The sequence below is a fragment of the Pseudarthrobacter ribosi genome (assembly GCF_055412865.1).
Genome location: NZ_JBVAYZ010000011.1, coordinates 1 through 16,110, shown reverse-complemented (window position 1 = coordinate 16,110; position 16,110 = coordinate 1). Strand labels below are relative to the sequence as shown.

The following is a 16,110-nucleotide window of genomic DNA, read 5'->3' as shown; positions in this document are numbered from 1 at the left end:
ATGGAGAACCACAACGAAACTGATGCCGTGTCTGCTTCCGAGACGCTCGATTCCGGCGCCCCGGCACCCGCGCCAATCCTGGAAGTCCGCGGACTGACCAAGAGTTTTTTTGGGATCCCCGTGCTGGAAAACGCCCATCTCAGCCTGCACCGCGGGCAGGTGCACGGACTCATGGGGGAAAACGGCGCCGGCAAGTCCACGCTGATGAAAGTCCTGGCCGGGGTGTACCAGCCCGACGCCGGAACGGTCCTCCTGGAGGGCCAGGAAGTCCACTTCAGCCACCCCACCAAGGCCCACGAAGCCGGGCTGTCCTCCGTGTTCCAGGAATTCAACCTCCTGCCGGACCGGACGGTGGCCGAGAACATCTACCTTGGCCGGGAGCCGCGCCGCGGACTGCTGGTGAACAAAGCCCTGATGAACTCCAAAACAGGGGAGCTTCTTGAGTCCCTGGGGATCACCGAAATCCGACCCACCGCACAGGTCCGGAGCCTGACGGTGGCCGAGCAGCAGGTCGTGGAGATCGCAAAAGCGGTCAGCTACGACGCCCGGATCATCTCCATGGACGAGCCCACCGCAGCTCTGGCCGGCGCCGAAGTTGAGCTTCTCTACGCGATCGTGGCGCGCCTGCGTGAACGGGGAACGGCCATACTCTATGTCTCCCACCGCCTCCGCGAAGTGTTCGACCTCTGCGACGTCATCACCGTCCTGAAGGACGGCAAGGTGGTCAGCACGCAACCGGCCTCGGAACTCGACGACGCCCGGCTGGTCCGGTTGATGGTGGGCCGGCCCATCTCGGCGTTCTTCCCGGACAAGCTACCCCGGGAGAACGAGGAGGCTGACGGCGTCGAAGAGGAGCCGATCCTGGAGCTGCAGGGCGCCGGAAACGGCCAGCTGGACGGGATTAGCCTCAGCATTCGGCCCGGCGAGATTGTCGGCCTGGCCGGGCTTCAAGGGTCCGGCCGCACGGAACTGCTTCATGGCATCTTTGGCGCAGCACCTTTCACCCGCGGGACGATGAAAATGGCCGGCGCCGAGTTGCTGCCCAAATCACCGCGGCAGGGCGTCCGGGCGCGGATGGCGCTGATCACAGAGGACCGCAAGGCCGAGGGACTGAGTCTTAACCAGTCCATCCTGGACAACGCTCTCAGCGTGATCCGGTCCGTTTTCCCGCGCCGGACAGGAGCCGTCAGGACCGAAATCCCGGGCGTGTTCTCCTCCCTGGAAGTCATAGCCCGTGACCTCGACCAGGAGGTGCAATACCTGTCGGGCGGCAACCAACAAAAAGTGGTCCTCGCCAAGTGGCTGGCTATCCGCCCCCGGCTGGTCCTGCTGGACGAACCCACCCGTGGCATCGACGTGGGAGCCAAGGTGGCCGTGTACCGGCTGATGCGCCAGCTAGCAGCGGAGGGGAAGGCCATCCTGATGGTGTCCAGCGAGCTCCCGGAAGTGATCGGCATGTCCGACCGGATTCTGGTGATGCGCGATGGCCGGCTCGTCGGTGAACTGCCCGCCGGAACGTCAGAAGAGGCCATCCTCCAGCTGGGAACCGGCGCCAGGACGGCACCCGAAGGAGAGGCATGAAACAGCGAGAAGGATTTTTCCAGAGACTGTCCTCCACCCAGATCGTGTACCTCGTGGCGCTAGTGACACTCATTCTGGGTGCGCTGCTGGTGAACTCCGTCGGGCGGAGTTTTTTCAGCCCGGGCAACATCTCCAGCATCCTGACCGGAACCAGCGTCCTGGGCTTCATCGCGATCGGCCAGACACTGGTCATCCTGGCAGGCAGCCTGGATCTGTCAGTTCCCTACGTCACCAGCCTGGCCAGCCTCATCGCCGCCGGGGTGATGGCCAACAACCCAAACAACGTCCTGTCCGCAGTCCTGCTGACGCTGGGGGCGGCTGCCGTCATTGGGCTCGCGAACGGGCTTATCGTTTCCCGCCTGAACGTGCACGGATTCATCGCCACACTGGGCGTCGGCCTGATTATCAGCGGCTACCTCGCCACCAGCTTCAAGGGCAGCTTCGGGCAGACACCGCTGGAGTTCCGCCTCGTCGGAGCCACTGGGCTCGGCCCCGTTCCGATCTCCACGATCATCATGCTGGCTTGCGCGGGCCTGGCGATGCTGCTCCTGCACCGCACACGCGTCGGGCACCATCTGTACGCGGTCGGCGGCGACATCGCCGTGGCCCGTACCTCCGGAATCCGCGTTGACGTGCCGGTCATCACGGCGCACGTCATCTGTTCAGTACTGGCAGGGATGGCAGGGCTGCTCCTGGCCAGCCGGCTGGGCGTGGGCAGCCCCACCGTGGGTTCCCAGGGCGGCTACGATCTGCTTTCCATCGCAGCTGTTGTGCTCGGCGGGACGTTGCTCTCCGGCGGCAAGGGGACCATCACCGGCACCCTTGGCGGTGTGCTGATCTTTGCCATGCTGGACAACATCATGTCCGTCATGCAGGTCAACCCGTTCCTGAAGGACGTGGTCAGGGGCGTGGTCATCGTCGCCGCCGTCGCCGTCTATGCCCGGCGCCGGATCGTCAGCAGACCGGAACGGTTCCCGGCGAAAGGTTCCGCGGAAACGCCCGCTGCCCAGCCCGTGCCGGTGGAGGGGCCATGAGTACAGCACTGAACTCCGAGCGCAGCGCGATTCTCAGGCAAAACCGCGCCAGCCGTTCCGAGCGGCTCCTGCGCGCGCTGCGCACCCCCGGTGGCGCCGTCTTCATCCTGCTGATCGGGCTCCTGGCGGCCATCATTGTATTGAACCCGTCCTTCGGGGAACCGAGCTCCTTCATCCGGTTCGTAGGCAGGACTGCCCCCATTGCCATCGCCGCCATCGGCCAGTACTTCGTCATTGTCGGCGGGGAATTCGACCTGTCGATGGGCTCCGTCGTGACGATGCAGGTCATCGTTGCCGGCAACCTGATCGGGAAGGACGATTCCAAGGTGATCCCCGTGCTCGTCCTGATGCTTGTGCTGGGCGCGTTCATCGGGCTGGTAAACGGCCTGATCACCACCCTGCTGCAGGTCCCGAGTTTCATTGTCACGCTGGGCATGATGCTGGCGCTGCTCGGACTGGTCCTCTACTGGACCGGCGGCGCGGCCCAGGGCAACCCTGCGGACAGCTTCCGGCAGATCGGACGCGGGGGCATCCAGGACGTTCCGGTCCTGGACATCATTCCCTACCCGGTCATGATCCTGACCGCTATGGCGGTCGCGGCGTTCATACTGATGCGCCGCCCCTTCGGCCGCATGCTCATCGCGGTCGGGGACAATCCTGCGGCGGCCGCACTGGCCGGCTCGCGGGTCTGGTGGGTCCGCACGCGCGCCTTTATGATTTCATCGCTGTCGGCCACTGTGGCTGGCATCCTGCTCGTGGGCTATGCGGGCGTGCATCCGTCGGTGGGACGCGGGTACGAGTTCACGGCAATCACCGCCGTTGTTCTCGGTGGTGTTGTGCTGGGCGGCGGACGCGGCTGGGTCCTGTCCGCCGCGGCCGGCGCGTTCGCCCTCGAGTCGTTATTCACCCTCCTGAACTTCATGGGTGTCCCGGCGACGTGGCGGGACACGGTCCAAGGGGCCATCATCATCATCGCTGTGGCCGCAGCATCCCAGTCCTGGCAGCGCAAGCGCAAAGGAGCGAGTTCCGCTGCCCATGACGAACAGCACCAGTTGGCCGCAGCACCACCGCCCGCCGAGGGCACCGAACAAGGAGGAGAAAGAGTCTGATGCGCAATAACTCTGTCCGCGCGATCGCCCTTGCCGCAGCATTGCCGCTGGTGGCCCTGACCGCATGCACCACCACCGATCCGTCCGTCACCCAAACGACGGCAGCCGGCACCGGTTCGGCGGCGGCCAGCAGCCCGGCAAGCCAGGAATGGTTCGACCAGGCGCTCTACGACACCCAAAACCAGCAGCGCTCCGCAACGTTCGAAGGCGACCCGGAGCAGCCCTACCTCCAGTACATCGCCGGCGCGATGACGGACACGTCCAAGTTCGCGGCCCAGGGACCGCAAAAGGTCTGCTTCGCCAACGCCTCCATCTCCAACCCCTGGCGGCAGACCGGCTGGATCACCATGAACCAGCAGCTCAAGGCACTGCAGGGCGCCGGGGTCATTTCCGAAATGGAAACCCGGGATGCCAAGGACAACGACAACACCCAAATTGCGGACATTGACTACTTCATCGCCGAGGGCAACTGCGGTGCGTTCGTCATTTCGCCCAACTCCACCGCAGCCCTCACCCAGGCCGTCGAACGTGCCTGCCAGACAGGCAAGCCCGTGGTGGTGTTTGACCGCGGGGTGGAGACTAAATGCGCCACCACGTTCATCCACCCGATCGGCGGGTTCGCCTGGGGTATCGACACTGCAACGTTCCTGAGTGAGAAGCTTCAGTCCGGGGACAAGGTGGTGGCCCTTCGCATCCTCCCGGGTGTCGATGTGCTGGAGCACCGCTGGGCGGCGGCCAAGAAGATCTTCGAGGAAAAGGGAATCCAGGCCAAGGACTATTTCACCGGCGCTGATCCCACCGAGATCAAGAAGATCATCTCCGATGAACTGGCCACAGGTGACGTCAAGGGCGTCTGGATGGACGCCGGCGACGGTGCGGTGGCTGCCCTCGAGGCCTTCGAGGATGCCGGCAAGCCCCTGCCCGTGATGACGGGCGAGGATGAAATGAGCTTCCTGTCCAAGTGGAAGCAGACCGGGATCGACGCGATGGCGCCGGTCTATTCCAACTTCCAGTGGCGGACCCCGCTGCTGGCCCTGGAAAAGATCTTCAAGGGCGAACAGATTCCGGCCGAATGGGTTCTGCCGCAGGAGCCCATCCTGGTAGACGAACTGGACGAGTGGCTGCAGCGTAACGAGGGCATGCCGGGCGGGCACTACGCCAAGTTCGGCGGCGAGAATCTGGACGGCTACCCGGAGGTGTGGCAGCAGCGGCAGATTCCCTGACGCGGCGCGGCGGTCCCCCGGAGTTCCCTCACCCCGCGGGACCGCCTCGTCCGGATCCGGTGGCAGGACTAACAGAAGGAAGAAGGCAGCTTGGCGCGTCTGATCGGAATCAGCACCTGGGTCTGGGAATCCCCCCTGACCGATTCCAGCCTCCCCGGATTGTTGGCGAAAATCGCCGCCCTGGGGTTTGACGCCGTCGAACTCCCGCTGGAAAACGCGGGCGACTTCTCTTCCGGAACGGTGCTGGAAGCCCTCGCGGGAACCGGGCTGAAGCCTTTCGTCGTGGGGGCCATGGCGCCGGGGCGGGACCTGGTGGCTGCGGATCCGGCTTCCGTAGAAAGGACCCAGGCCTACCTGACCGCCTGCATCACCATGGCCGGCAGCATCGGTTCGCCGACTGTCTGTGGACCCTTCTACGCCCGGACCGGACGGGTGTGGCGGATGTCGCGGGAAGAACGACGGGACGCCTACGCGGAGCTGCGCCGAAACCTCCGGCCGGTCGCCGCCCGGGCCGAGGAGGCGGGAGTGGTGCTGGGCATCGAACCCCTGAACAGGTATGAAACATCGCTGATTAACACGGTGGAACAGGCACTTGAGGCGCTTGGTCCGCTGCTCGGGAATGGCGTCGGCCTCGCGCTGGACAGTTACCACCTCCACATCGAGGAGCGTTCGGTGGCTGCCGCGGTCCGGGCCGCCGGAGAGCATTTGGTGCATGTGCAGGTCTGCGGCAACGACCGGGGAGCTCCCGGCGGGGACCAAACCGACTGGACGGGCTTCCTGCAGGTCCTGGATGAAGTCGGCTACGCGGGACCGCTCGACATTGAGAGTTTCACCGGCGAAAATGCCGCCATTGCCGTCGCTGCGTCGATCTGGCGGCCACTGGCCCCGAGCCAAGACGACCTGGCTGAAAGCGGTCTGGCTTTCCTGCGCAGCCTGTCCCGGGAGATTCCACTGTGACTCACGTGATCCGACAAGCAACCGCGGACGACGCCGGCAGGCTGGCCGCGCTGGCGGCCGTGACCTTCCCGCTCGCGTGTCCGCCAGAGTCCCGGCCGGAGGACATCGCGGCACACCTGGCCAACACGCTCAGCGAGACCCACTTCCTCGCCTATCTGGCCGACCCGGACGTCACCGTCCTGGTAATCGACGCCGACGGCGATCTTCGCGGCTACAGCCTCCTGGTGGCGCGCCCCGCCAGCGACCCGGACGTGGCCGCGGTCCTGAGCGAACTGCCGTGCACCGAACTCAGCAAGTGCTACGTCCACCCCGACCATCACGGGCTGGGCGCCGCGGCCGAACTGATGCACGCCAGCATCGCCGCCGCCGCGGGTGCCGGCGCCCGCGGGCTCTGGCTCGGCGTGAACAGCCAGAACGCCCGGGCCGTCCGGTTCTACGAGAAGTCCGGCTTCCGCCAAGTCGGCACCAAGTCCTTCACGCTCGGGAACACCGTAGAGCACGACTTCGTCATGGAACGCCGGGTCACCTAGGGAGAGCGGGCCTGTGCTCGCAGTTCGGGGCCGCCCCCAGGCCTGACGCGCCCGTGACCAAGCCGACAGTCCGCCGGGGAATGGAGCCGCCCGCGCCGGGGTTGTGGCGAGCATGAAGATTGAGATCTGGTCCGACGTCGCCTGCCCCTGGTGCTACATCGGCAAACGCCGCTTTGAAACCGCACTGGCGGCCTTCCCGCACCGCGAGGCTGTGAAGGTGACGTGGCGCAGCTACCAGCTGGACCCGTCGCTGCCAGACCACTACGACGGCACCGAACTGGACTACCTGAGCACCCGCAAGGGCCTGGCCCCGGCCCAGGTCGCCGGGATGTTCGCGCACGTGGCGGAGCAGGCCAGAGGCGAGGGCCTCAACTACCGATTCGACGATGTCGTGGTCGCCAACAGCTTCACGGCCCACCGGCTGATCCACCTCGCCGCCGCGCACGGGCAGCAGGACGCCGCCAAGGAACGCCTGCTCAGCGACCACTTCGAGCGGGGTCTGGACATCGGCAGCCGGGGCTACCTGACCTCGTTGGGGCTGGACCTGGGGATCGCGGCTGCCGAGCTGGAGGAACTGTTCACCACCGACAAATACGCCGACGACGTCCGGCTGGATTTCGAGGAAGGCCGCGCCCTGGGCGTCACCGGCGTCCCGTTCTTCGTGATCGACCGGAAATTCGGGCTCTCCGGCGCCCAGCCCGCCGAGACCTTCACCGCCGCCCTCGAGCAGGCGTGGCGGGACAGCCGCCCGCTGGAAATGGTCGGCGCCGACGGCGGCCCGGACGCCCGGGGAACCGCGGACGCCTGCGGCCCGGAGGGCTGCGCCACCTAGGACCGGAGTTGACTGATCGCGGGCCTATTCTTTCCGCATCTAGCCATGGATTTTTCGCCCCATGAGGCCAGGCCCGGCAACGGCGAGTAGGCATCTGCGCCAGTGGCTGGTGAGCTTTCGGGAATGTGTCGCGGCCAACCGCAAGCGCAGCCGAATCGGCAACCAGTGTGCTCTAGGCAAAAGGGGCTCTGGGGGTCTATATATCATCACGGCAGGTCAGTGTGTTTGCCAGCCCTTCTGGACGGGCGCCGGCAGCTGTAATCCGCCCGCAATCCGAGCGGGCCGACACTGCCAGCGTGTAGTTGCCGGAGCGTAACCACAACAACAAGCGGTACCGACCCTAGGAGGTCAAGATGCCAGGTTTAGTCCGTAAAAGCCTCGATTCGCCCGAGGAGACGCGCCCCTTCGAAGGTGGTAAGGGCCAACTTCAACTCGTCAACCTGGAACAGGGCGGCGTGGGCCGCGCCACGTTCCTGCCTGGATGGCGCTGGTCCGAGCACGTCAAACCGATCGCCAAAACGGAGAGCTGTCAGGCCTCGCACATGGCGTATTTCATCTCCGGTCGAATGAAGGTGGTCATGAACGACGGCGAAGAAATGGAGTACGGGCCGGGTGACTTCGCCACGATGGCCCCCGGACACGATGCCTGGGTATTGGGAGACGAACCCTGTGTCGTGATCGACTGGCAGGGATTCGCCGACTACGCCAAACCCTGACCCAGGGACCCCGCACGCCAGCGCTCCGCAGGGCCTTCGCATGCGCGGGCCATCCCTGCCGCTGTGCTGCGCCGGGAGGGCTGGGCGCGCTGGTGATCCCTCCCGCCTTCGCCCCGGTGTATTCACGGAGCACCGCATCGCATAGGCGGAGGCAACCCACTTGGACGCCTCCTGAGTCCGTCGCCCCAGCCCTTCAGGCAATGAGCGCCGGTTTACTGACAGATCGCGCTAAAGTGTCCGTATGCCTAGGATTTCGGCCGCGAGCAACGCCGCCCAACGAGCCGAAACCCAGCACCGCATCCTGACTGCCTTCGGCGAGCTCCTCTTCACGCATGGCCTCCCGGGACTGACCATGACCGACGTCGCACGCCACGCCCGGATCGGCCGGACCGCCGTGTACAACTACTACGCGGACATCGAAGAGCTTCTGATCGCTTATGCGCTGGACGAAACCGAGCGTTTCCTGATCGACCTGCGCGGATCCCTGGCTGCGCTGGAGAACCCGGTGGACCGCCTCGCCCTGTACGTCCGCACCCAGGTCGAGGACCTCAGCCGTCGGCACCTGCCGCCGGGCCCCGCGATGGGAGCTGTGCTCTCGCCGGCGTCGTTCGCGAAGCTGGCTGACCACGTCGGGGAGCTCAGCGTGCTCCTGCAGGGCATCCTCCGGGACGGCGTCGCCCAGGGCTACCTGCCGGACTCGGACATCACCCAGCTCGCGCAGCTCATCCACGGCACCCTGTCCTCCAGCGCCGCCCGCGGTGACGGCGCCGGCCAGGACGCCGAGGGGGAAGCCCGGGTTGCCCGGACCGTGCGGTTCGTCCAGCTCGGCGCCGGGGCCCGGTTCGACGACGACGGCCGGCCCCTCCGCGTTTCCTCCTGAGGTCCGGCCCGGTTCCCCGCGCTACCCGGCCGGCGGCGTCGGCGTCACGGGCGACCCGGATTCGTCCACGATCCGCCGGTCCTCGCGCGGGCAGCTGAGTTGCCCCGGCGTCTGGTCGACCAGTTCCGGCTTCGCCAGTTCCTTATAGTCTCCGGTGAGGATGACGTCCACGCTCGGGTCCGTCCGGCCGTCCTGGAAGTAGTCCGAACCCGGCAGGTTCCGCTGCACACTGAACGCCGCGGACTGGCCCGCGGCGCCCGAAACGACCAACGCCACGCCGCGGTAGCTCGACGTCGTATTGGCAACGGTCCCGACAATGAACTTGCGCGCCGCGAACTCGTCGGCCACGGAGCGGGCCAGGCCCGGGCGGGAGGTCGAGTTGAAGACGTTGAGGTTGATCGTCTCCGGCGGCATGTAGTCGAAGCGCGCTTCCGGGCAGACGGACGCGGCGGCCTGGCTGCGCTCCGCCGTCGGAATCTTGATCTGGCCGTTCATGATCGCCAGCGCAACCACAATCGCGGCGGCCACCAGCCCGACGAGCAGCACGAGCACGACCCCGTGCAGGACGCGTCGTCGCATCCTGACGGGATTCTTGTGCAGTTCCTCATCCTTCACGAAGGTGGCCCGCAGATCCGAGCCGGTAACGACCTGATGTCCGTTCAGGGCTCTGACGTCCTTCGGCTTTCTAGCCACTTATCACCAGCACACGGGCGTGGATCGCTGTGCGCTGGTGCAGCGCGGTCCGGACGGCGCGGTGCAGGCCGTCCTCAAGGTACAGGACGCCGCGGTACTCCACCACGTGCGGGAACAGATCGCCGAAGAACGTCGAGTCCTCTGCCAGCAGCGCCTCGAGGTCGAGCGTGCGCTTGGTGGTCACCAGCTCATCGAGCCGGACGGGCCGCGGCGGCAGCGCCGCCCACTCTTTGGGCGTGCTGTAACCATGGTCGGGGTACGGGCGTCCCTCGCCCACGGCTTTGAATATCACCTTGCAAGACTAAGGAACTTGGACGGCCAAAGGAATCCACGACGCCCGGTGCCGGGAGGTTGTGGCCAAACAGTAACCATTTGTCACACCGTCCGCCCCTGGCTGTCACAGTCAACACCTTTGCGGCGTTACGGTCCACAACACATGCAAAGACGCCCGGCTGCTGGGAGAATGGGGCCATGACAATCCTCGAGACCTCAGCTTCCCTCTCGCCGTCGGCTCCTCCGCTGGCGCTGTTGCTCGACGTCGACGGTCCCGTGGCGAGCCCCGTAACCCGTGCGGTACAGCCCGTGATCATCGCGGACCTGCTGGCGCTGGCCGCGGCGGGGATCCCGATAGTCTTCAACACCGGCCGATCGGCTGCGTTTATCCGCGAACAGGTGATGGAACCGATGATCGCCGCCGGAATGCCGGCCGACACCCTCATTCATGCCGTGTGCGAGAAGGGCGCCGTCTGGTTCAGCTATACCTCCGCAGGGCCCGGGCCGGTCCACGTCGATCACGATCTGGCCATCCCGCGGACCTTTGGCGACGACGTCCGGCGTCTGGTGGTCGAGGATTATGCCAGTCACATGTTCTTCGACGAGACCAAACTGGCCATGGTCTCCGTGGAGCAGCACATCGCCGTCGAGAACTCCGACTACCGCGCCGAGCAGCAACTGTTCGACGCCGATGCCATGGAGCTGATGGGCCGGCACGGTCTCGGCGTGGTGCGGCTGGACCACCATGCCCCGGATTCCGATGACCGGATCGATTACCGGGTGGATCCGACCATCATCTCCACCGACATCGAGTCGGTCCGGCTCGGCAAGGACCTCGGCGCAAGCCGGGCCGTGGAACTGCTGGCGGCGCAGGGCGTCACCCCGCAGGCCTGGCGCACGGTGGGCGATTCGCGCACCGACTACGCCATGGCCGACTGGCTGCACCACAACGACCACCCGGTGAAACACGTCGACGTCCGGCCCGCCGACGGCGTCCCGGTGAAACCGTACGACGTGCTCACCGCGGCGGATCTGGGGCTTGGCGAGGACGTAATCCACGACGCCGCCGGGGCGGCTTTCCTGCGCAGCTGGCGCCGGGCCCTGCTGGGCTGAACCGGCGGACTGCGGCACCCCCGGACCCAGGGTTCCGGGGGCGGACGGGGCTGTTGTGGCCCACACTGGCGGCGTTTCAGCCGCGGAAATTCGGGTCGATTTTGGGGCGGACGTTATCATGCAAGTAGGGACACATTCACGCAAACAATCACGGAGAACCGAAATTACAGACGCATTGGTCCAGGACGAGATCTATTACGGCAGCCAGGCATCGGTAGACGCCCATGATGAGGTCACCTCCGCGGCTGCCGTCGCGAGATTCCGGGCGCGCCAGGACGTGGTGCGCCGCCGGGGCCGGTACGGACTGATCAACGAGAACCGCACGCCGTACCAGGCCATGGTCGAGGACCTGATGTTTATCCGCTCGGTGCTGGACGGCGCCGGCCTTGACTACCTTCTGGTCCGCGGCAACAACCACCGGCCCGTCATCGCCGTGGACTGGAAGGACCGCAAGGAACTCCGGGACGCGCTTGTGGAGGCCTGCCACGATGAGCCCTTCTACTCGATGAGCGTCGACGCCAAGAAGAAGTCCTCGGTGCTGGTCGCCGACGGCGAGCTTTCCCCGAACCGGCAGTCGCGGATCTTCCGGCTGTACCGTCCCCGGGTCGAACCGGAAGGCGGCTTCGAGTTCGGCGCCTCGGCCGGGGTGCAGCTGGAACTGTGGAGCTTCGAAGAGGACGAGCTGATCCTCCCGATCGAGAACTCGCTGACCCGCAGGACGATGCTGGCCCAGGACGCCGTCCGCGGCACGGTGGAGCGGTACGGCCACACCTGGCCCACCATCGAGAACATGTTCGCGGACCACGCCAGTGACATCAGCTTCGACATCGATCTCGTGTTTTCCTGGGTCGACGGCAGCTCCCCGGAGTACATTGCGGCACGGCGCGCACGGATGGCCGGCGTTGTCGTGGGCGAAGGCGACGACCACGAGGCCCGCTTCCGCCAGATTGACGAACTCAAGTATGCACTGCGCTCGGTTTACATGTTCGCACCCTGGATCCGCCGCATCTTCATCGCCACGGACTCCTCTGCGCCCGCCTGGCTGGCGGACCACCCGAGTGTCACGATCGTCCGCAGCGAGGAGTTCTTCGCGGACCCCGCCGTGCTGCCCACGCACAACTCGCAGGCAGTGGAGTGCCAGCTCCACCACATCGACGGCCTGTCCGAGCACTTCCTGTACTCAAATGACGATATGTTCTTCGGCCGCGCCGTCGGACCGGACCTGTTCTTCACACCCGGCGGCATCACCAAGTTCATCGAGGCGGAAACCCGGATCGGGCTCGGGGACAACGACACGGAGCGCAGCGGGTTCGAGAACGCAGCCCGGGTGAACCGGAAGCTGCTCTGGGACCGCTTCGGCCGGATCACCACCCGGCACCTGGAGCACACGGCCGCGCCGCTCCGGCGCAGCGTTGTCGCCCGGATGGAGCAGGAGTTTCCGGCGGAATTCGCCAAGACGGCGGCCAGTACGTTCCGCGCCGCGGACAACATCTCGGTGACCAACTCGTTCTACCACTACTACGCGCTGCTCACCGGCCGAGCCGTCACCCAGACGGCGGCCAAGGTGCGCTACGTGGACACCACCGCACGGGCAGGGCTCAACTACCTGCCCAAGCTGCTCGCCAAGCGGAACATGGACTTCTTCTGCCTCAACGACGGCAGCTTCCCGGAGGTCCCGGCCGAGGAACGGGCCGAACTCGTGACGGACTTCCTGGAGAAGTACTACCCCATCAAGGCTCCCTGGGAGAAGTAGGGGTTAGTTGCTGGCGGTCAGCCGGCGGTTGCCGGGCGTCCTGGCCGGGTCTTCGAGCTTCGCCTTGACCGGGATGCGGATCCCAGCCGCGGCGATCCGCCGCTGGGCTTCCGCGGCCGAGACGAGTTCGCCGACTGCCGGGGTGTCGCCGAGGAGGACCACGGAGTGCACGATCGTGTGCTCGTAGACGTGGACCAGGTTGAAGGCCTGTCCGCCATCGCGTCCGCGGGTTCCGCCGACCGGAACGTTGAGGTCCTGCGTGTAGCAGGTTGCCGACGCCACGGAGACCGGGATCCCCGCGAAGGTCGCCGTCGTCGAATAGTGCAGGTGGCCGCCCAAAATCGACCGGACGTCGGAGTTCCGCAGAACCCCGGCCAGTGCCGTCTGGTTCCGAAGCTCCACGAGGACGGCGAGATCCAGGACCGAGGGCACCGGCGGATGGTGCAGGGCAAGGATGGTTCCGTCCGGGGCGGGAGTGGCGAGCTCGGCCGCGAGCCACTCCAGCTGGTCGGGGCTCAGCTCACCGTGGTGGAAGCCGGGGACTGAGGTGTCGAGGGTGATGATCCGCAGCCCGTTGATGTAGTACGTGTGGTCCACGGGGGCGTCGTCGGCCGGCAGGTCCAGCAGGCCGGTGCGGAAGTGGGCACGGTTGTCGTGGTTGCCCATCGCCCAGATGACTTTTGCGCCCATGGCCCTGCAGGCCGGCTCCACGATGGCCCGCAACTTGGCATAGGCCTCGGGTTCTCCCCGGTCGGCGAGGTCGCCGGTGAAAATCACGGCTTCGGGGCGGGCACCGGAAGCCCGGACTTCGTCGAAGAGTTGTTGAAGAAGGGCGTCGCTGTCGACCACACCATGCAATGGTGCCGAACCTCCCAGCAGGTGGGGGTCACTCAGATGGAGTAAAAAATGACGTGGCCGGGGGTGCTCGGCCTCGATGAGCTCCATTGCTACCTTCCTGGTTGGGTGGAAGCGGTTGCCTCCAGCGTCCCTCTCAGTAATATCTATCCAACCAGACATTCGGCCAACAATGTGCAAACTCCAGTAGGCATGTTCGAAAAGAGGCAATAACCGAGTAATCCGGCGGACACATACCTGCCCTGGTCAGGGCCGGCTGTGCCCGCCGGATTATCACTACTCGGCTTCCGTACGGTTAGCTCAGGTATCCGTTCGGATTCAGCACGTACTTCGTGGCGGCGCCGGCGTCGAACTCCGCGTAGCCCTTTGGTGCCTCCTCCAGCGAGATCGCCTTCGCGTTGACGTTCTTGGCGATGTGGACCTTGTCATGCAGGATCGCCATCATCAGCTGGCGGTTGTACTTCATCACCGGACACTGGCCGGTGGTGAAGCTCAGCGACTTGGCCCAGCCGGTACCGAGGCTGAGCGAGAGAGCGCCCTTCTTGGCAGCCTCGTCGATGCCGCCCGGGTCCCCGGTGACGTAGAGTCCCGGAATACCCAGCGCACCGCCGGCGGCCGTGATCTCCATCAGTGAGTTGAGTACCGTTGCCGGAGCTTCCTTGGCGTCGTGGCCGTGCCCCCGGGCTTCGAACCCGACGGCGTCGACACCGCAGTCGACTTCGGGTACGCCGAGGATCTGCTCGATCTGCTCGGCGGGCCCGCCCTCGGACAAGTCAACGGTCTCGCAGCCGAAGCTGCGCGCCTGCGCCAGCCGCCCGGCGTTCAGGTCGCCGACAATCACGACGGCGGCGCCCAGCAGCTGCGCGCTGGTGGCCGCGGCCAGCCCGACAGGACCGGCCCCCGCGATGTAGACCGTCGAGCCAACGCCCACGCCGGCGGTGACGGCGCCGTGGAAGCCGGTCGGGAAAATATCTGACAGCATCGTCAGGTCCATCATCTTCTCGAGGGCCTGATCCTTGTCCGGGAACTTCAGCAGGTTCCAGTCCGCGTACGGCACCAGGACATAGTTGGCCTGGCCGCCGACCCAGCCTCCCATGTCCACGTACCCGTAGGCGGCACCCGGGCGGGCGGGGTTGACGTTGAGGCAGATGCCCGTCTTCCGCTCCTTGCAGTTGCGGCAGCGGCCGCAGGCGATGTTGAAGGGGACCGAGCAGATGTCTCCCACCTTGATGAATTCGACGTCCGGTCCAACTTCCACGACTTCGCCGGTGATTTCGTGGCCCAGCACCAGGTCCGAGGGGGCTGTGGTGCGGCCCCGGACCATGTGCTGGTCGGAGCCGCAAATGTTCGTGGCAACGGTTTTCAGGATTACGCCGTGGCGCACCGGACGGCCCACGTTGGCGGGGTTGACCCCGGGGCCGTCTTTGAGTTCGAAGGTGGGGTAGTCAATGTCGATCAGTTCGACCTTGCCCGGCCCCTTGTAGGCAACGGCTTTGTTCCCTGTCATCACTTTCCTCCTGGTTTCACGGACCCCCAATATGAGCGTCCAGTTGTGATTCACGAAGCGTGCTGATGCACCGTCCCCGGGCATGTGACGGCAGTACCGCCAGCTCACACACGCGCGTCTGCGCCGTGCGTGTGCCCGGTTTTTGGAAGGTCCGGCCAGTCTAGGCGGTAAGCATACTTAGGGATAGGGGCCGTTGTCCCCTTGTGCTCTGGGAGCCGGCTCTCAGCTAAGGGCGGACTGTACCGCTTCAATAATCTCTGGCGAGTCCGGCTCCACGGTGGGGGCGAAGCGCGCCACCACGTCGCCGTCGCGGTTCACCAGGAACTTCTCAAAATTCCATTTCACCAGTCCCGGCAGAAAGCTGTTCTTGAATTGGGTGAGCTCGGCGTAGAGCGGGTGCTGGTTCTTGCCGCGGACGTCGGCTTTGGTGGTGAGCGGGAAGGTCACGCCAAAATTCCGTTCGCAGAATTCAGCGATCTCGTCGTCGGCGGCGGGTTCCTGGCCTGCGAACTGGTTGCAGGGCACACCGAGCACCTGGAAGCCCTGCCCGCGGAACTTGTTATGCAGCGCCTCCAAGCCGGCGTATTGCGGCGTGAATCCGCACTGTGAAGCAACGTTCACGACCAGCACCACCTCCCCCTTGAAGCGGCCAAAATCGGTGTCAGTGCCGTCGATGAGGGTGAGCGGAATGCTGTGGGGAGCGGTCATTGGAAGGTTCCTCGCGACGTGGGTCAGGCAGTTCGTGTCCGGAGCGGTGTTCCGGAAGTGGTCACGACTGTCATTCGATACCAACGCGTGGAGGTCTGGATTGGTGCCGTCTACAGGCCAGGGCTCGGTGACGGGTCCGTGGTCGCCGACGGTTCAGCGGTCACGGTGGGCGCGGGCGGTGCAGGTTCCGCGGTGGGCGCCGGCGGCGGAGGCGGCGGAGCCACCACAGGTGGCGCGGGCTTGACGACCGGCGGCGCGGGCTTGACGACCGGCGGCGGCGGCGCGGGCTTTACCACCGGCGGCGGCGGTGCGGGCGCCGGGGTGGTCGCCGACGGCGTAGCGGGCA

At 65.9% G+C, this 16,110-nt stretch carries 17 protein-coding genes; 11 read left to right on the top strand and 6 right to left on the bottom strand.

Features of this window, described 5'->3' with window-relative positions:
* From ACZYZ5_RS12450 to ACZYZ5_RS12410, 9 genes are all read left to right on the top strand, one after another.
* Window positions 1–1,581 (top strand): sugar ABC transporter ATP-binding protein, encoded by a 1,581-nt coding sequence (locus tag ACZYZ5_RS12450; protein WP_463902135.1) that lies wholly within the window; start codon window positions 1–3, stop codon window positions 1,579–1,581.
* Window positions 1,578–2,615: an ABC transporter permease gene (locus ACZYZ5_RS12445; RefSeq protein ID WP_353917774.1), complete on the top strand. Its 1,038-nt coding sequence runs from the start codon at window positions 1,578–1,580 to the stop codon at window positions 2,613–2,615. Before ACZYZ5_RS12450 ends, ACZYZ5_RS12445 begins: the two co-directional genes overlap by 4 nt.
* Entirely contained in the window at window positions 2,612–3,724 is a 1,113-nt protein-coding gene (locus tag ACZYZ5_RS12440; RefSeq protein ID WP_463902046.1) for an ABC transporter permease, read from the top strand. Before ACZYZ5_RS12445 ends, ACZYZ5_RS12440 begins: the two co-directional genes overlap by 4 nt.
* Window positions 3,724–4,947: a substrate-binding domain-containing protein gene (locus tag ACZYZ5_RS12435; protein WP_463902045.1), complete on the top strand. Its 1,224-nt coding sequence runs from the start codon at window positions 3,724–3,726 to the stop codon at window positions 4,945–4,947. The genes ACZYZ5_RS12440 and ACZYZ5_RS12435 overlap by 1 nt, the downstream gene beginning before the upstream one ends.
* Before the next feature lie 90 nt (window positions 4,948–5,037).
* Window positions 5,038–5,904, top strand: coding sequence for a sugar phosphate isomerase/epimerase family protein (locus tag ACZYZ5_RS12430; protein WP_463902044.1), 867 nt, complete (start codon window positions 5,038–5,040; stop codon window positions 5,902–5,904).
* Window positions 5,901–6,434, top strand: coding sequence for a GNAT family N-acetyltransferase (locus tag ACZYZ5_RS12425; protein WP_463902043.1), 534 nt, complete (start codon window positions 5,901–5,903; stop codon window positions 6,432–6,434). The genes ACZYZ5_RS12430 and ACZYZ5_RS12425 overlap by 4 nt, the downstream gene beginning before the upstream one ends.
* 112 nt (window positions 6,435–6,546) lie before the next feature.
* A complete protein-coding gene (locus ACZYZ5_RS12420) occupies window positions 6,547–7,266 on the top strand; it encodes a DsbA family oxidoreductase (RefSeq protein ID WP_463902042.1) in 720 nt (239 codons plus the stop codon).
* Between the two features lie 353 nt (window positions 7,267–7,619).
* Window positions 7,620–7,982: a cupin domain-containing protein gene (locus tag ACZYZ5_RS12415; protein ID WP_463902041.1), complete on the top strand. Its 363-nt coding sequence runs from the start codon at window positions 7,620–7,622 to the stop codon at window positions 7,980–7,982.
* 241 nt (window positions 7,983–8,223) lie between these two features.
* Entirely contained in the window at window positions 8,224–8,862 is a 639-nt protein-coding gene (locus tag ACZYZ5_RS12410) for a TetR/AcrR family transcriptional regulator (RefSeq protein ID WP_463902040.1), read from the top strand.
* Window positions 8,863–8,883: 21 nt separating this feature from the next.
* On the opposite strand, the gene ACZYZ5_RS12405 is transcribed toward ACZYZ5_RS12410, so the two are convergent.
* Both ACZYZ5_RS12405 and ACZYZ5_RS12400 read right to left on the bottom strand, forming a co-directional pair.
* The gene (locus ACZYZ5_RS12405; RefSeq protein ID WP_463902039.1) at window positions 8,884–9,555 is read right to left on the bottom strand and encodes a LytR C-terminal domain-containing protein; all 672 of its coding nucleotides are present in this window, start codon (window positions 9,553–9,555) and stop codon (window positions 8,884–8,886) included.
* On the bottom strand, window positions 9,548–9,847 hold the full coding sequence (locus tag ACZYZ5_RS12400; RefSeq protein WP_463902038.1) for a type II toxin-antitoxin system VapB family antitoxin: 300 nt from the start codon (window positions 9,845–9,847) through the stop codon (window positions 9,548–9,550). The genes ACZYZ5_RS12405 and ACZYZ5_RS12400 overlap by 8 nt, the downstream gene beginning before the upstream one ends.
* Before the next feature lie 179 nt (window positions 9,848–10,026).
* On the opposite strand from ACZYZ5_RS12400, the gene ACZYZ5_RS12395 reads away from it, so the two are divergent.
* Together ACZYZ5_RS12395 and ACZYZ5_RS12390 are read left to right on the top strand one after the other, a co-directional pair.
* Entirely contained in the window at window positions 10,027–10,941 is a 915-nt protein-coding gene (locus tag ACZYZ5_RS12395) for a hypothetical protein (RefSeq protein WP_463902037.1), read from the top strand.
* 118 nt (window positions 10,942–11,059) lie between these two features.
* A complete protein-coding gene (locus tag ACZYZ5_RS12390; protein WP_463902036.1) occupies window positions 11,060–12,694 on the top strand; it encodes a stealth family protein in 1,635 nt (544 codons plus the stop codon).
* Between the two features lie 3 nt (window positions 12,695–12,697).
* Here ACZYZ5_RS12390 and ACZYZ5_RS12385 read toward each other — a convergent pair whose 3' ends face one another.
* From ACZYZ5_RS12385 to ACZYZ5_RS12370, 4 genes are all read right to left on the bottom strand, one after another.
* Entirely contained in the window at window positions 12,698–13,639 is a 942-nt protein-coding gene (locus ACZYZ5_RS12385) for a phosphodiesterase (protein ID WP_463902035.1), read from the bottom strand.
* Between the two features lie 205 nt (window positions 13,640–13,844).
* Window positions 13,845–15,056 carry a formaldehyde dehydrogenase, glutathione-independent gene (gene fdhA, locus ACZYZ5_RS12380; protein WP_463902034.1) on the bottom strand — a complete coding sequence of 404 codons (1,212 nt, stop codon included), beginning with the start codon at window positions 15,054–15,056 and terminating at the stop codon, window positions 13,845–13,847.
* Window positions 15,057–15,278: 222 nt separating this feature from the next.
* On the bottom strand, window positions 15,279–15,764 hold the full coding sequence (locus ACZYZ5_RS12375) for a glutathione peroxidase (protein ID WP_463902033.1): 486 nt from the start codon (window positions 15,762–15,764) through the stop codon (window positions 15,279–15,281).
* 153 nt (window positions 15,765–15,917) lie between these two features.
* The coding region (locus tag ACZYZ5_RS12370; RefSeq protein ID WP_463902032.1) for a hypothetical protein at window positions 15,918–16,110 on the bottom strand (193 nt) is incomplete at its 5' end.

Excerpts from the sequence above, each read along its gene's own strand:
- ACZYZ5_RS12450 (WP_463902135.1), top strand. The coding sequence starts at position 1 with ATGGAGAACCACAACGAAACTGATGCCGTGTCTGCTTCCGAGACGCTC.
- ACZYZ5_RS12445 (WP_353917774.1), top strand. The coding sequence starts at position 1,578 with ATGAAACAGCGAGAAGGATTTTTCCAGAGACTGTCCTCCACCCAGATC.
- ACZYZ5_RS12440 (WP_463902046.1), top strand. The coding sequence starts at position 2,612 with ATGAGTACAGCACTGAACTCCGAGCGCAGCGCGATTCTCAGGCAAAAC.
- ACZYZ5_RS12435 (WP_463902045.1), top strand. The coding sequence starts at position 3,724 with ATGCGCAATAACTCTGTCCGCGCGATCGCCCTTGCCGCAGCATTGCCG.
- ACZYZ5_RS12420 (WP_463902042.1), top strand. The coding sequence starts at position 6,547 with ATGAAGATTGAGATCTGGTCCGACGTCGCCTGCCCCTGGTGCTACATC.
- ACZYZ5_RS12415 (WP_463902041.1), top strand. The coding sequence starts at position 7,620 with ATGCCAGGTTTAGTCCGTAAAAGCCTCGATTCGCCCGAGGAGACGCGC.
- ACZYZ5_RS12410 (WP_463902040.1), top strand. The coding sequence starts at position 8,224 with ATGCCTAGGATTTCGGCCGCGAGCAACGCCGCCCAACGAGCCGAAACC.
- ACZYZ5_RS12395 (WP_463902037.1), top strand. The coding sequence starts at position 10,027 with ATGACAATCCTCGAGACCTCAGCTTCCCTCTCGCCGTCGGCTCCTCCG.
- ACZYZ5_RS12390 (WP_463902036.1), top strand. The coding sequence starts at position 11,060 with ATGCAAGTAGGGACACATTCACGCAAACAATCACGGAGAACCGAAATT.
- ACZYZ5_RS12385 (WP_463902035.1), bottom strand. The coding sequence starts at position 13,639 with ATGGAGCTCATCGAGGCCGAGCACCCCCGGCCACGTCATTTTTTACTC.
- fdhA (WP_463902034.1), bottom strand. The coding sequence starts at position 15,056 with ATGACAGGGAACAAAGCCGTTGCCTACAAGGGGCCGGGCAAGGTCGAA.
- ACZYZ5_RS12375 (WP_463902033.1), bottom strand. The coding sequence starts at position 15,764 with ATGACCGCTCCCCACAGCATTCCGCTCACCCTCATCGACGGCACTGAC.